Annotated in this window: 13 protein-coding genes; 8 read left to right on the top strand and 5 right to left on the bottom strand. The window is 74.5% G+C overall.

The features are described from left to right. Window positions 1-179: 179 nt before the first annotated feature. Complete coding sequence (locus AS857_RS42115; protein WP_338058270.1) at window positions 180-2888, bottom strand: hypothetical protein; 2709 nt, start codon at window positions 2886-2888, stop codon at window positions 180-182. Window positions 2889-3189: 301 nt separating this feature from the next. Here AS857_RS42115 and AS857_RS19945 point away from each other — a divergent pair, with 301 nt between their 5' ends. The 4 genes from AS857_RS19945 to AS857_RS19935 all read left to right on the top strand — a co-directional run bounded on the left by AS857_RS19945 (window position 3190) and on the right by AS857_RS19935 (window position 7137). Further along, entirely contained in the window at window positions 3190-4230 is a 1041-nt protein-coding gene (locus AS857_RS19945) for an ABC transporter substrate-binding protein (protein ID WP_058046922.1), read from the top strand. Between the two features lie 122 nt (window positions 4231-4352). Next, complete coding sequence (locus AS857_RS37905) at window positions 4353-5210, top strand: Nif3-like dinuclear metal center hexameric protein (RefSeq protein WP_079110516.1); 858 nt, start codon at window positions 4353-4355, stop codon at window positions 5208-5210. Then, window positions 5207-5950 carry a zinc ribbon domain-containing protein gene (locus AS857_RS19940; protein ID WP_216824021.1) on the top strand — a complete coding sequence of 248 codons (744 nt, stop codon included), beginning with the start codon at window positions 5207-5209 and terminating at the stop codon, window positions 5948-5950. The genes AS857_RS37905 and AS857_RS19940 overlap by 4 nt, the downstream gene beginning before the upstream one ends. Before the next feature lie 5 nt (window positions 5951-5955). Next, complete coding sequence (locus AS857_RS19935; protein ID WP_058044655.1) at window positions 5956-7137, top strand: bifunctional RNase H/acid phosphatase; 1182 nt, start codon at window positions 5956-5958, stop codon at window positions 7135-7137. A 196-nt stretch (window positions 7138-7333) separates the two neighbouring features. Here the strand turns inward: AS857_RS19935 and AS857_RS41555 are convergent, their stop codons facing one another. After that, on the bottom strand, window positions 7334-7774 hold the full coding sequence (locus AS857_RS41555; protein ID WP_245700356.1) for a hypothetical protein: 441 nt from the start codon (window positions 7772-7774) through the stop codon (window positions 7334-7336). Window positions 7775-7865: 91 nt separating this feature from the next. Beyond that, the gene (locus AS857_RS19925; protein ID WP_245700355.1) at window positions 7866-8417 is read right to left on the bottom strand and encodes a superoxide dismutase family protein; all 552 of its coding nucleotides are present in this window, start codon (window positions 8415-8417) and stop codon (window positions 7866-7868) included. Window positions 8418-8563: 146 nt separating this feature from the next. Between AS857_RS19925 and AS857_RS19920 the strand changes: the two genes are divergently transcribed. The 4 genes from AS857_RS19920 (at window position 8564) to AS857_RS19905 (ending at window position 12498) form a co-directional block, all read left to right on the top strand. Further along, window positions 8564-9202, top strand: a complete 639-nt coding sequence (locus tag AS857_RS19920; RefSeq protein WP_058044654.1) for a class I SAM-dependent methyltransferase — start codon at window positions 8564-8566, stop codon at window positions 9200-9202. 62 nt (window positions 9203-9264) lie between these two features. After that, window positions 9265-10218 carry an N-acetylmuramoyl-L-alanine amidase gene (locus tag AS857_RS19915; RefSeq protein ID WP_245700353.1) on the top strand — a complete coding sequence of 318 codons (954 nt, stop codon included), beginning with the start codon at window positions 9265-9267 and terminating at the stop codon, window positions 10216-10218. 191 nt (window positions 10219-10409) lie between these two features. Further along, a complete protein-coding gene (locus tag AS857_RS19910) occupies window positions 10410-11258 on the top strand; it encodes a hypothetical protein (RefSeq protein ID WP_058044652.1) in 849 nt (282 codons plus the stop codon). A gap of 232 nt (window positions 11259-11490) precedes the next feature. Next, window positions 11491-12498 carry an LLM class F420-dependent oxidoreductase gene (locus AS857_RS19905; protein WP_058044651.1) on the top strand — a complete coding sequence of 336 codons (1008 nt, stop codon included), beginning with the start codon at window positions 11491-11493 and terminating at the stop codon, window positions 12496-12498. 31 nt (window positions 12499-12529) lie between these two features. Here the strand turns inward: AS857_RS19905 and AS857_RS19900 are convergent, their stop codons facing one another. Together AS857_RS19900 and AS857_RS19895 are read right to left on the bottom strand one after the other, a co-directional pair. After that, a complete protein-coding gene (locus tag AS857_RS19900) occupies window positions 12530-13945 on the bottom strand; it encodes a M1 family metallopeptidase (protein WP_058044650.1) in 1416 nt (471 codons plus the stop codon). An 80-nt stretch (window positions 13946-14025) separates the two neighbouring features. Further along, window positions 14026-14838 (bottom strand): maleylpyruvate isomerase family mycothiol-dependent enzyme, encoded by an 813-nt coding sequence (locus AS857_RS19895; RefSeq protein ID WP_173864785.1) that lies wholly within the window; start codon window positions 14836-14838, stop codon window positions 14026-14028. Between the last annotated feature and the right edge of the window lie 17 nt (window positions 14839-14855).

The following is a 14855-nucleotide window of genomic DNA, read 5'->3' as shown; positions in this document are numbered from 1 at the left end:
AGGGGGCTGCCACGGCAGTGGCGCGCGGTGTCGGCGGACGCCGACACGTCCTCCGCGCACGGCCGTCCGGCTCACGACGGTGACCGTCACCGTCCGGCACAGCTGCGCAACCCCCGCCCGGATTCTAACGGGACCTTGATCGCCCGGGCCACCCGGCCGGGCCGCGAGTCGGCGGCCGCTCAAGGCCGGGACTCCCGTCCCAGCGGTGCCTGCTGCAGGGGCACGGGCCTGGAAGCCGCCGCGGACCAGGCACCCGGCATACCGGCGCCCGGAAGACCGGTGGGAGGCACGGCGGTCCACACGGACGCGGGCGACTCACCTCGCTCAGCCTGAGGCGGCGGGCAGGGCGGGGGCCCTTCGTGGGGACGCTCCATGAGGGGCGGGGACGCCTGCGGGGACGCCTGCGGCGGGCAAGGCACCTGATGCAGCAACGGCTGCTGCGGCCGCCCTGCGGAAGCCGACTCCTCGGACACCGGGCGGGCCGGCTGCGGCCCGGGGGACGGGACTTCCTGCAGCAACGGCTGAGCCTGCTGCTCCGCCGGGCGGGGCACCTCGTGCAGCAACGGCGCTTGCGCCTGCGGCCCACCCGCCGGTCCGGACTCCGACACCGGCCGCGTCGGCAGCGGCTCGGGGGACGGAACTTCCTGCAGCAATGGCACCTGCGCCTGCGGCCCACCCGCAAAACGGGACTCCGACCGCGCCTGCTGCGGCTCGGGGGACGGGACTTCCTGCAGCTGCGGCTGAGCCTGCTGCTCCGCCGGGCGGGGCACCTCGTGCAGCAACGGCGCTTGCGCCTGCGGCCCACCCGCCGGTCCGGACTCCGACACCGGCCGCGCCGACTGGGGCTCGAAGGACGGCACCTCCCGCAGCAACGACTGCGGCTGATGCACCCCAGCAGAGCCCGGCCGCGGCACCTCGTGCAGCAACGGCACCTGCACCTGCGGCCCACTCGCAGCCCCGGACCCCGGCACCGGCCGGAACGGCTGCGGCGCCGCGGGGACCGGCGGCTCCGCCGCAGGGGACGCCTCGTGCAGTGACGGCGCCTGCATCTGCGGGCCACCCGCGAAACCGGTCTCCGGTACCGGCCGGACCGACTGCGGCCCGGCGTCCCGTACTTCCTGCAGCAGCGGCTGCGGCCGATGCGCCGCGGCGGAGCCCGGCTGCTCCGCCGGGCGGGGTGCGTCCTGCAGCAGCGGCGTCTGCGGCGGCGCCGGGCGGAGCGCTTCGTGCAGCAGCGGCTGCTCCACCCGCTGCGGCGCTGCGGCGGCCTGCTCCTCCGGCACCGGCCGCGGCGCTTCCTGCCGCAACGGCGCCTGCAGCTGCGGCCCGCCCGCAGCAAACCCGGACTCCGGCACCGACCGGGCCGGCTCCGGCCCGGAGGGCCGTACTTCCCGCAGCAACGACTGCGGCGCAGGCGGCACGACGGAGACCGGCGGCTCCGCCGCACGGGGCACCTCGTGCAGGAACGGCACTTGCTCCTGCGGCCCATCCGCAGCCCCGGACCCCAGCACCGGCCGGACCGGCTGCGGCGCCGCGGGCCGTACTTCCTGCAGCAGCGGCTGCGGCCGATGCGCCGCGGCGGAAGTCGACGGCCCCGCCGGGCGTGAGGCTTCCCGCAGCAGCGGCTGTTGTGGCCGCTGCGGCCCGGCGGGTGTCTGCTCCGGCATCGGGCGCGGTACTTGCAGCAGCGGCTGCTGCGTCTGCGCGGGCGCCGCAGGCGTCTGTGGCTGCTGTTCGGCCGCCGGGGCGGGCCCGGTCCGCAGCTGGGAGCCGGACGGGGGCCTGTGCGGTGGCAGCGGCTGCTGCACCTGTTCCAGGGGAGGCCGCGGTGCCTGACCCGGCGCGGTGCGCGGCCCTCCGGGGGCCGCGTCCCGCGCCGCACCGCGCCCGTCGGTATCCCGTGTCTCGCCCCGCTCCCCTTCCGGCAGCCGCAGCCGTGCCAGGCCGCAGCGCACGTACGGCGTGACGAACGGCAGCCGCAGTTCGCCGCCGCTGGTCCACAGGCCGGCGCCGACCAGCCACCCGGCGGGTGCCGGGAATTGCTGGAGCTGTTTCCCTGCGGGGCGCCACACGCCGACCCAGCTGCCGGTGGCTCCCTCGACCCGGAAGGCCACCGCGCACCCTTCGGGGGTGAGCTCCTGCCCGGGCTGGGCGGCGAAGGGGGTGAGCGCGGCGCCCGCGGGCCGCAGGCACTCGGGGAAGCGCACGGGGCGGGCGGAGCCGAGCACGCCCCATCCGAGCCGGTCCTGGCCGGGGGCGTCGGACCGTACGAGCAGCAGGCCGCTGTAGGGGTCGGCGAGCAGCAGCCGGTCGTTGCTCTCCTCGGTGATCTGCAGCAGGGGGCTGGTCTCGCCGCCGCGCTCCAGGTCCACGACGACGGTCTTGGTGCGGCCGTCCAGCTCGCGGTCGAGGGCCAGCAGCCGGCCCGTGCGGTCGAGCCAGGCGCCGCCGGCGCAGCGGCCCGGCACCTCCACGACCCGCTCGGGCCCGAAGGAGCCGCCGTGCAGCCGCCACAGCGCGGTGGTCCGCTCGGCGTGCACGAGCCCGTAGGCGGCGGCGCCGCCCGGCGCGGGGGGCAGCAGGGTCAGCCGGGCGCACTCGACGGCGCCGACGGCCAGCTCCCCGGTGCCGGGGCCGGTGGGGTAGAGCAGCGAGAGGGTGTGCCGCTCGGCGACGCGGCGGCGGATGAGGACCCGCCCGTCGGCGAGCGGCTGCACTTCGCTGTCGGGTTCCTCGGGCTGGCTGCCGGGCAGCGGCACGGCGTAGGGCTCGGGGCCGTCGAGCGTCCAGCGCTCGGGGAACCAGCCGCCCGTGCCGCCGTCGAGGGCCAGCCGGGCGGCGTACGAGCCGTTCGCCGTGACCGTGAACGCCGCGCGTCTCATGTCCATCGAGCCACTCCGCGGGGTGCTCTGTGGAGTGCTCTGGGGGGCACAGACCGTCATGAGAAACGTCACCTCCGGCACTGAACGTAGTTATCGCACTTCCAGCCGAACAATGAGAGTCGGCCCGCTTCACGCGTAAGGGTGGCTCTTGTCCGATTCGCCTGAGGAGCAGGAGGAGGCTGTGCTTCGCGCATTCGCACCGTCACGTAAGGTAAGGCGTGCCTAAGTAGTCGCGGGGGGTGGCTGAAAAGGCCCCCTTGACCACCCGCCGGCCCCGATGGCCGGCCGGACCGACATGGAGTACGTGATGTCCCTTCGTCGCCGCGGCACCGCCGCAGTCGCCCTGTCCGTAGCCGCCGCGCTCTCCCTCACGGCCTGCGGGTCGTCGGAGGACGGTGGCAAGGACGCCGCGGGCAAGGACGGCGGCAGCGGCTCCAAGGCCGTGGCGCAGGGCGGCAAGGACTTCGGCAAGGCCGCCGAGGAGACCGCCAAGATGGGCACGGACGCCGCGCCCGGCCGGTTCCCGCGCACCATCACGCACGCGCTCGGCAAGACCGAGCTGAAGGAGCGCCCGAAGCGCGTCGTCGTCCTCGACGTCGGCGAGCTCGACAACGTGGTCTCGCTCGGCCTCCAGCCGGTCGGCTGGGCCCCCAGCGAGGGCAGCCAGGAGCTCCCGGAGTACCTGAAGAAGGACGCCGGCGACCCGAAGAACGTCGGCACGATCAACAACCTCGACCTCGAGGCCATCAACGAGCTCAAGCCGGACCTGATCCTCGGCAGCAAGCTGCGCGCGGAGAAGAACTACAAGGACCTCGCCAAGATCGCCCCGACCGTCTTCTCCCTCCGCCCGGGCTTCACGTGGAAGGAGAACTACCTCCTCAACGCGGCCGCGCTCGACAAGACCGCCGAGGCGAGGAAGAACCTCGACGCGTACGCCGCCAAGGCGAAGAAGCTGGGCGAGGACCTCGGCGAGAACAAGCCCACCATCTCGATGGTCCGCTACCTGCCGCAGTTCACGCGCCTGTACGCCGGGCAGTCCTTCATCGGCACGATCCTCAAGGACGCCGGCCTGCCGCGCCCGAAGAACCAGCAGGCCGACAAGCTCGCCGTGGAGATCTCCCCGGAGCAGATCGACCAGGCCGACGGCGACTGGATCTTCACCGGCGTCTACGGCGCCGCGGACAAGACCAAGCGCGACGCCGCCGAGGGCAACCCGCTGTGGAAGAGCCTGAAGGCGGTCAAGGAGGACCGGGCCAAGGACGTCAAGGACGAGACCTGGTACCTGGGCCTGGGCGTCACGGCCGCCAACAGCGTCCTCGACGACCTCCGCGGCTTCCTCGTGAAGTAGCAGGGTGACGTAGCGGGCACCCCCGGCCGGCACCCCGGCCGGGAGCCCGCCCCGGAACCCCCGGCATGACCATGCGCTGAGCGATGGCCGCGCGGGCACGGCGGACAGGTAGCCTTTCCTCCGTGCCCGCACTGTCTGAAGTCATCGCCGCCCTCGACGCCCTGTGGCCCCCCGAGCGGGCCGAGCAGTGGGATGCCGTCGGCACGGTCTGCGGCGACCCCGGCGCCCCGGTCACCCGGGTCCTGTTCGCGGTCGACCCCGTCCAGGAGGTCGTCGAGGAGGCCGTGGAGCTCGGTGCCGACCTCCTGGTCACGCACCACCCGCTCTACCTGCGCGGGACGACCACCGTCGCGGCCTCGACCTTCAAGGGCCGGGCCGTGCACACGCTGATCAAGAACGACATCGCCCTGCACGTCGCGCACACCAACGCCGACCGCGCCGACCCCGGCGTCTCCGACGCCCTCGCCGGCGCGCTCGACCTGCGCGTCACCGGCCCGCTCGTGCCCGACCCGGACGACCCCGCGGGCCGCCGCGGCCTCGGCCGCGTCTGCGAGCTCGACCCGCCCATGGATCTGGCCGCATTCGCCGAGCACGCCGCCAAGCGGCTGCCCGTCACGGCCCAGGGCATCCGGGTCGCCGGCGACCCCGGGCGCACCATCCGCACCGTCGCGGTCTGCGGCGGCTCCGGCGACTCCCTCTTCGATGCGGTGCGAGCCGCCGGCGTGGACGCCTACGTCACCGCCGACCTGCGCCACCACCCCGCGTCCGAGGCCCAGCAGCACAGCCCGCTGGCGCTGGTCGACGCGGCGCACTGGGCCACCGAGTGGCCCTGGACCGAGCAGGCGGCCGCCCAGCTGGACGAGATCTCCGACCGGCACGGCTGGGGCCTGCGCACCCACGTCTCGAAGATCGTCACCGACCCCTGGACCGCCCACGCGGCGTCCTCCACCGACCACCACTCAACAGGAGCCCCCAACTGAACGCCGCGCCCGCCGACCAGATCCGCCTCCTCGACCTCCAGGCGCTGGACACCCGCCTCGGTCAGCTCGCCCACAAGCGCACGACCCTGCCCGAGCACGCCGAGATCGCCTCCCTCGAGGCCGACCTCGCCCAGCACCGCGACCTCCTCGTCGCCGCGCAGACCGAGGAGAGCGACACCGCCCGCGAGCAGACCAAGGCCGAGCAGGACGTCGACCAGGTCCGCCAGCGCGCCGCCCGTGACCAGCAGCGCCTGGACACCGGCGTCGGCATGTCCGCCAAGGACCTGGAGAACCTGCAGCGCGAGGTGGCCTCGCTCGCCAAGCGCCAGGGCGACCTGGAGGACGTCGTCCTCGAGGTCATGGAGCGCCGCGAGTCCGCGCAGGAGCGGGTCACCGAGCTGACCGGCCGCGTCGAGTCCGTCCAGGCCAAGGTCAACGACGCCGTCGCGCGCCGCGACGCCGCCGTCGGCGAGATCGACGCCGAGGCCGCCTCGGTCACCAAGGAGCGCGAGATCGTCTCCGGCTCCGTCCCGGCCGACCTGCTCAAGCTCTACGACCGACTGCGGGCGAAGCAGGGCGGCATCGGCGCGGCGCGCCTGAACCAGCGCCGCTGCGAGGGCTGCCGCCTGGAGCTGGACATCACCGAGCTCAACGAGGTCCGCGCCGCCGCGCCGGACCAGGTCGTCCGCTGCGAGAACTGCAGCCGCATCCTGGTCCGCACCTCCGAGTCCGGCCTGTAAGCCCCGTGGCCCCTCGCTTCATCGTCGAGGCGGACGGCGGTTCCCGGGGCAACCCGGGCCCCGCCGGCTACGGCGCCGTCGTGCTGGACGCGGCGACCGGCGAGGCGCTCGCCGAGGCCGCCGAGTACATCGGCACGGCCACGAACAACGTCGCCGAGTACCGGGGGCTCATCGCCGGCCTGGAGGCCGCGAAGGCCCTCGACCCCGGCGCCGGGGTCCTGGTCCGGATGGACTCCAAGCTCGTCGTGGAGCAGATGTCGGGCCGCTGGAAGATCAAGCACCCGGACATGCGGCCGCTCGCCGCCCGGGCGCGCGCGCTCTACCCCGCGGGGCAGGTCGCGTACGAGTGGATCCCGCGCGAGCAGAACAAGCACGCGGACCGGCTCGCCAACGAGGCCATGGACGCGGGCAAGGCGGGCCGTCAGTGGGAGGCGGGCGCCTCCGCGGCGGCGCTCGCGGAGCGTACGGCCGCGCGCACGGCCGTACGTACGGCGGAGCCCGTGGCGGAGCCGCTCGAGGAGCCCAAGGCCGCTCCCGTCGGCTGGGCCGCCCCCGCCGACCTCGGGGCACCGACCACCTTCGTGCTGCTGCGGCACGGCGAGACGGCCCTCACTCCGCAGAAGCGATTCTCCGGCAGTGGCGGCAGCGACCCCGAGCTCTCGCCCGTCGGCCTCCGCCAGGCCGAGCACACGGCCGCGGCGCTCGCCGCGCGCGGCACGATCCAGGCGATCGTCTCCTCGCCCATGCGGCGCTGCCGCGAGACCGCGGCCGCCGCTGCCGCGCGCCTGGGCCTGGAGGTGCGCGTCGAGGAGGGTCTGCGCGAGGCCGACTTCGGGGCCTGGGAGGGCCTGACGTTCGCGGAGGTCCGCGAGCGCCACCCCGCCGACCTCGACGCCTGGCTGGCCTCCTCCAAGGCGGCCCCGACCGGCGGCGGCGAGAGCTTCGCGGCGGTCGCCCGCCGCATGGCGGTCACGCGCGACAAGCTCCTCGCCCGGTACGCCGGCCGCACGGTGCTGCTGGTCACCCATGTGACGCCGGTCAAGACCCTCGTCCGGCTGGCCCTCGGGGCCCCGCCGGAGTCCCTGTTCCGCATGGAGCTGTCGGCGGCGTCGCTGTCGGCGGTGGCGTACTACGCGGACGGGAACGCGTCACTGCGGCTGCTGAACGACACGGGGCACCTGCGGTAGCCGGCCGGTGGCCGTACGGCAGCCCTGCACCGCGGCGGGCATGTTCTTCCGCCGCAGCGGCGAGAAACCACCATGTGCCCGACCGGCGGTGCCGTGCCGTCGGTCGGCTGCGGGCGGACCGTGGCTGGTCGCGCAGTTCCCCGCGCCCCTTGCGGGGCGTGACCTCGCAGTGAACTTCGGCGCATCAGCGCAGCACTCACTCGCCGGCCCGCAGGGCCATCGCCGAGTCCAGCGCGGCAACCGCCGCAAGCCGTTGCCGCTCGCGTTCCTCGATGTCCTGCGCACTCTCACCCGTGGCCGCGACCCGAGGGCACCGCGGGCACTGCCACCGGTCGGGGGCGCCGAGGGGCGGCGGGGTCATGGCCACCTTGCAGTGGGGGCAGTTCACGGTCACTCCTTCGACATGGCCGCACGACGCGCAGACCCACACGGGTCCTTCCGCGTCCTGCTGCCTCCACGCGGTCCTCAGGCACTGCGCGCATCCGGTCGTGACGATCCCGGCCCGGCTCATGACAGGCGGCTCCGGGGTGGTGTCCGCGTACTCGATGATCCGTGCCCTGACCCGGTCGTCCGTGGTGTTGGCCATCCGGAGCAGGTGTGCGACGCGTGAGCGTGCTTCGTCAACGAAATCGTTCATGGCGGCAGCAGGCTATGGCGCCGGGGGCCGTGCCCGGGCCCTGCAGCGCGCACGATCACCCTTGCGAGTGCCTCGTCCTATTGTTCGACGCTCACTTGAAGGGCACGTTGACGCACGCCAGCCGCGCGCCCGCCATGCCCGCCCGGCCCGGGCCCGTCTCGGTGGCGTGTTCGTGGATGACGACGGAGCGGGCCTCGCCCGCGCGGAAGCGCCAGGCGACCGAGGCGGAGGACGTGCCGTCGCCCCGCCGGTCGGTGGTGAGGTCGAGCCAGACCTCGTTGCGCGGATTGGCGTACCGGGGGTCGGTCGAGGGCTGCTTCGGGTCCTTGACGTGCTGGTAGTGCGGGCCGGAGTGGTCGGGCAGGGTGCCGCACGGCTTCGTGTGGACGTGGGCGCCGAACGTACGGCCCGGCTGGACGCCGCGCAGGCGCAGCTGGACGGCCGTGCCGCGGTGGCCGGTCCGCTCGACGACGGAGACGCGGGCGCCCGGCGGGACCGCGGCGTCGTCGAAGGTCACGGCGCGCAGCACGTCGGCCGTGGGCTCCGCGAAGACGGCGCTCACGCTCGCCCCTTGGCAGTGGGCCCCGCCCATGGGGGACACGACTGCCATGGAAGCGGCGAGCAGCGATACGGCGAAGGACATCTTCCGCCCCTTTCAGGAGCTTCAGCAGTGGCTTCCCCCTGCGTCCCGCGGACGTGCTTCCCCACGGTATCGACCCCTCGCGCACCGCGCACGGCGGCCCGTGAGGACAATGAGCCGACCACCGCGTACCCCAGGAGGACGACACCATGCCCCCCAAGCCCGAGATCCTCGCCGCCTTCGAGGCGGCCAAGGGGTTCATGCCGCTCGACGAGGGGCTCGCGCTCCACGCCGCCGCCGAGGAGGCCGCGCGGCTCGCGCTGCCGCTGCTCGAAGTCGGCACGTACTGCGGCCGGTCGACGATCCTGCTGGCCGCCGCGGCGCGGGAGGCGGGGGTCACGGCCGTGACGGTGGACCACCACCGGGGCAGCGAGGAGCAGCAGCCGGGCTGGGAGTACCACGACGCGTCGCTCGTCGACGAGGCCGTGGGGCGGATGGACACGCTGCCGGCGTTCCGGCGCACGCTGCATCAGGCGGGGCTGGAGGAGCACGTGGTGGCGATCGTGGGGCGGTCGCCGCTGGCGGCCTCGCTCTGGGCGGCGCCGCTGGGGCTGGTGTTCATCGACGGCGGGCACACCGACGAGCACGCCACGGCGGACTACGAGGGCTGGGTGCCGCACCTCGCCCCGGGCGGGCTGCTGGTAGTCCACGACGTCTTCCCCGACCCGGCGGACGGCGGGCAGGCGCCGTACCGCGTGTACCGCAGGGCACTGGAATCCGGGGAGTTCACCGAAGTGTCGGTGACGCGCTCGCTGCGGGTGCTGCGGCGCGTACCGGTTGCGGCGTAGGCCCCCTGCGCGGTGGAGCGGCGGCGTAGCATCGCCGGGTGTCCAAAGGCAGCTTTCCCCGTGTGACCCGCCGTCCGGGCGGCATCCGTAGGCCCGTCGTCATCGCGGTGGCGGCCCTGGTGCCGGCCGGCTTCGCGGGCTGGCTGCTGTGGGACGCGAGCGCGGACGGCGGGGAGAAGGCCCCGGTGGCCGCCGCGTCGTCGGCCTCGCCCGGCCGCTCCCCCGCCTCGCAGGCCCCGTCCCGGCAGCCGTCGCCGTCCGCCGGGTCCCCCTCGGCGTCCGGGTCGTCCGCGCCGCCGAGCGCGTCGCCCGCCGCGGCCGACGAGGGGCCGCTGCCGGACGGCCCGCTCAAGGGCAAGGTGGTCCTGGTCGACCCCGGTCACAACATCCGCAACAGTGAGCACACCGCCGAGATCAACCGCTCCGTCGACATCGGCACCGGCCGCAAGGAGTGCGACACCACGGGGACGTCCACGGACGCGGGTTACGCCGAGGCCACGTTCAGCCTCGACGTCGCCCACCGGATCCGCACGCTCCTGCGGGCGCAGGGCGCCAAGGTGGTGTTCACGCACGACGGCGAGCGCCCGTACGGCCCGTGCGTGGACGAGCGGGCCGCGATCGGCAACCGGGCGCACGCCGACGCCGCCGTCTCGGTGCACGCCGACGGCTCGGGCGTCGGCAACCGCGGCTTCCATGTGATCCTGCCCGCTTCCGTCAAGGGCGGGCGCGCGGACACCTCGCCCATCGCCGGGCCGTCGAAGGACCTCGGGGTGCGCATCGCGGGCCACTTCGTGCGGAGCACGGGCAGCGCCCCGTCCAACTACATCGGCGGCGGTACCGGTCTGGACACCCGCGGTGACCTCGGCGGGCTCAACCTCTCCACCGTCCCCAAGGTGTTCGTCGAGTGCGGCAACATGCGCGACCCCAAGGACGCCGCCCTGCTGACGGACGGTGCATGGCGGCAGAAGGCGGCGCAAGGGATCGCCGACGGCATCACGGACTTCCTGGACGGGTAGGGCTCCCCGGGCGGTAACGGGCCGTAGCGGCGCCCGCGGGCCGCGCGCTTGTCACGAGGCAGATACGAAGAGGACGCCCCGACCGTGCAGGCGATAGGTTCACCCGTACGATGGGGGGCCACCCCCGCGCCCCCGCATACTCGCGTGCCGGCGAAAGCGACGTTAATGATCACACTGACAAAGGACTTTAGGTGAACATCCGCTCCCTCACTCGAGGCGACGGCGTGGTGATCGGAGCAGCGGTGTTGCTGTTCATCGCCTCGTTCCTGAGCTTCTACTCGTACGACTGCGCGGGATCGATCTGCCCGACGGAGCCGAACGGCTGGAAGGCCGGCCTCTTCCCCGTTCTGCCGTCGATCTTCCTCGCCGGGATCATCGCCGCCGCGCTCATCGTCGCCGCGCGCTTCCAGCCCGAGGGGCGCAAGCTCGTGGGCCTGGAGCTCGTCCAGTGGGGCACCGCGTTCGCCGTGTTCGCCGCGTGGTCCTCGCTGTGGACGATCGTCGGTGGCGCCCAGGGCGTGTCCCCGGGCGTCGGCCAGATCCTGGGCCTCCTCGCCAACGCGGCCCTGGCCGCCGCGGCGCTGCTCACCCCGCGCACCCCGGCCCTGAAGGCCCCGCTGGTGAGCGCCCCGGGCCCGCAGGCCCCGTCCCCCTTCGGCGCCGGCCCGAACCCGGGCTACGGCTACCCGGGCCCGGGCGGTGCCCAGCCCGGTGCCGCCGGTCCGTACGGCGCCCAGGCCCAGCAGCCCTACGGCGCGCAGCCGGGTCAGCCTGACGCGAGTCTGGGCGGCGCCGCCTCGCCGCAGCCGGCCGCCGGCCAGGCCGCGGCCGCTCCGGCCGGGGACTTCGCCCCGTTCTGGTTCGCGGTGCCGGTGCCCCGCCCGCTGTACGGCGAGGACGGTTCGCCGTCGCAGATCGCCGAGCTCGCGCCCGGCACCTGGTACCTCGCGGTGGAGCAGCGCGGCCAGGCCCTCGTCGCCCAGACGCAGGACGGCCGCCGCGGCGTCCTGCAGGACACGACGGGCATCCAGCGCGGCTGATCCGCGCCGTAGCCGAAAGATGGCGGCCCGCCGGGAGATCCCGGCGGGCCGTCGCCTTTACCGGCGCCCGGTCCGGGACCCCTTGCCGGGGCCCCTTGCCGGATCCTCTTGCCGGGACCTCTTGCCGGGGCCTCTTGCGGGGTCCTCTTGCCGGGGCACCGGCACGGGCCTACCGTCGGAGACCCCGAACCTGACAGCCCGTCAGCTCGCTGGACCCGCCGGGAGGGCATCCGTGCGGCTCGGCCTCGCGCTCGGCTACTGGGGACGCAGCCCCGACCCGCGCCACCTCGACCTCGCCCGGGAGGCGGAACGCCTCGGCTACCACTCCGTGTGGACGGCCGAGTCCTGGGGATCCGACGCCTTCACCCCGCTCACCTGGATCGCCGCGCACACCACCCGCATCCGGCTCGGCACCGCGGTCGCGCAGATGGCCGCCCGCAGCCCGGCCGCCACGGCGATGCACGCCCTCACCCTCGACCACCTCTCCGGCGGCCGGCTGCTGCTCGGCCTGGGGCTGTCCGGCCCGCAGGTCGTGGAGGGCTGGTACGGGCGGCCGTTCCCGGACAGCCCGCTCACCGCGACGCGCGAGTACGTGGACGTGGTCCGCCAAGTGCTGCGCCGCCGGGCGCCGGTGACGCTCGACGGCCGCCACCACGCGCTCCCCTATCGCGGCCCCGGCGCGACCGGCCTCGGCAGGCCGCTCCGGCCCATCACCCACCCCCTGCGCCCGGACCTGCCCGTCCTGCTCGGCGCCGAAGGGCCCCGCAACGTCGCCCAGACCGCGCGCATCGCGGACGGCTGGCTGCCGCTGTACTGGTCCCCGCTGCGGACGGACCTGCACGCGGCCGCCCTCGCCACCGCGCCCGAGGGCTTCCTGGTGGCGCCGCTGGCCCAGGCGCGGGTCTGCGCCGACGTCGCCGAGGGGCTGCGCCCGGTGAAGGCGATGCTGGGGTTCTACATCGGCGGCATGGGGCACGCGCGCCGCAACTTCCACGCCGACCTCATGGCCCGCATGGGGTACGAGGAGGAGGCGCAGCGGGTGCGGGAGCTGTTCCTGGCGGGCCGGCGGGAGGAGGCCGTCGCGGCCGTGCCGGACGCCTTCGCCGACGAGATCTCCCTCGTCGGGCCGCGCGGGCGCATCGCGGAGCGGCTGGAGCTGTGGCGGGCCGGGCCGGTGACGGACCTGCTGGTGACCGCGCCGGACCCGGAGACGCTGCGGGTGCTGGCGGAGCTGGTGTGACCGGAGCGGCGGGGCGCCGCGCGCCCGGCGGTCACGGCTGCTCCGGCCTCCCCTGCCCGTGGAGCCACGGGCCGAACACGCCGCCGAGGTTCTTCCCGGTGCGCTCCTGCCAGAACCGCTCGAACCCGGCGGTGTCGGCGTTGCCGTGCCGGTGCTCGCTCACCCAGGCCCGGACGGTCGCGAAGAAGGTCTTGTCGCCGACGGCCCGGCGCAGCTTGTGCAGCACCATCGCGCCGCGGCCGTAGACGGGTGGGTCGGAGACCGTGGCCGGGGTGGGGTCGGCGGGCGGGAAGGCCCAGATGCCCTCGCTGAGCGGGTCCTTCCCGGTGTAGTGGTCCTCGAAGATCTGCTGCGCGGAGCGCCCGCCCTGCTTCTCCTCCCACAGCCATTCCGCGTACGCGGCGAAGCTCTCGTTGAGCCACATGTCGCGCCAGGTGCGGGGGCTGACGGAGTTGCCGAACCACTGGTGGGCGACTTCGTGCACGACGGTCACGTCGTCCGGGGCGGCGTTGAAGTAGGGCTTGGTCTGGGTCTCCAGGGCGTAGTCGACGTAGGGGTTGTGGTCGACGACGGCGCCGGCGGAGGAGAAGGGGTAGGGCCCGAAGAGCTCGCTCGCCCAGGCGATGGCCTCGGGCAGGAGCTTCTCCAGCCGGGGCGTGGCCGCGGCCTCCTTGGGGTGGGTGGCGATGTAGACCGGCAGGTCGCCGGCGCGGGTGGTGGTGACCTTGAAGGGGGAGACGGCCACGCTGGCCAGGTAGCTCGCCATCGGCTCGGCGTTGTGCCAGGTGAAGGTCGTCTGGTCGCCCTTGGTCAGGCGGCGCTGCAGCTCGCCGTTGGCCACGGCGGTGTAGCCCTTGGGGACGGTCACCGTGAAGTCGTAGGAGGCCTTGTCGGAGGGGTGGTGGTTGCCGGGGAACCAGGCCATCGAGCCGGTGGGCTGGCCGAGGCCGGCCGCTCCGTCGTCGGTCTCGACCCAGCCCTCGGCGACGTCGCCGTCCTCGTCCTTGATCTCCTTCGGCGTGCCGTCGTAGACGACGACCGTCTCGAATTCGTGGCCCTTGGCGATGGACGCCCGGGGCGTCACCGTCAGCTCGCTGCCCTTCCTGGCGGTGCGCGCGGGCCGCCCGTCCACGCGGGCGCTGCGGACCTTCAGCCCGTCGAGGTCCAGGTTGAACGCGCTGAGGTCCTGCGTCGCCCGCGCGGTGATGACGGCCGTGGCCTCCAGGTGGTTGTCCTCGGGGTCGTAGTCGAGGGTCAGGCCGTAGTGCCGGACGTCGTAACCGCCGTTGCCCAGGCGGGGGAAGAGCGGGTCCCCCGCGCCGGGGGCGCCGGCCTCGCGGGACGCGGCGTCACCGGAACCGCCGCAGGCCGCGAGGAGCACGAGGGCGGCGGGCAGCACGGCCCGCCGCAGCCACCTGGGCACGGGGGATCTGGGCACAACGGTCATACGGTCATGCTCTCATCCGACTGTTGGACGGCCTGTCAGGACATGCCTCGCGGGGGCCGGAAGCACGGAGGACAGGGGCCTCAGAAGACGGCCCGATCCAGCCAGAAGTCGAGCAGCTCGCGGTCGCCCAGGACCTCGACGCGGTCGCTGTCGGCGGGAAGGCGCTGGAAGAGGACGCTCAGCAGGTCGGTCACCGGACCGCGCACGGCCACGGCGGCCTTCTCGTGGGCCCGGCGCCAGGAGACGCCCTCGCCGGTGAGGTCGATGAACCACTCCGCGTCGAGCTCCGCCGGGGTGTCGGTGGCGTGCAGGTGGAGGGTGCGGCCGGGGCCGGGCAGCTCCGCCAGGCGCGGCTTGAACGCGACGGCCGCCGGGAAGGTGAGGATGTCCAGCCACTCGTCGACGCAGTCGGCCGCCACTTCGGGCTCCGCCGTGAAGGGGACGCCCAGGGCGCCCAGGGCGTCGGCGCGGTGCATGAGGGTCTCGTGCGTCATCCGGCGGGCCCAGAAGACGGACCGCTGGTCCTCGGAGAAGGTCCACACGGGGCTGTCGGGCCCCGCCTCGCGCAGGACGGCCACCAGCGCCTCGGCGCCTTCGCCGAGCCATGCGGCGAGAGCGGGCAGATCGTCCGCGGAGGGCTCGCCCGGGGCGGGCGCGGGGCCGCCCTGGGCGGCGGTGGACGGCGGCACGAACTCCTTGACCTGATCGCGCACGAGCCCGGTGGCCATGCGGTGGGCCTGGCCCACGTGCAGCAGGAGCTGCCCGAGCGTCCACTCCGGGCAGGTGGGCACGGTGACCGACACGTCGGCGCCCTCGCCCAGGGCGCCGCGCAGCAGCTCGGTCTGGTGCAGGATCTCGGAACAGTAGCGGTCGTGGCTGAGCGTCATCGTCATGACCTCACTGTAGGTCC

Origin of the sequence: Streptomyces roseifaciens (assembly GCF_001445655.1) — a bacterium.
Taxonomy (GTDB): Bacteria; Actinomycetota; Actinomycetes; order Streptomycetales; family Streptomycetaceae; genus Streptomyces; species Streptomyces aureoversilis.
This window is presented reverse-complemented; position numbering and strand designations above follow the sequence as displayed.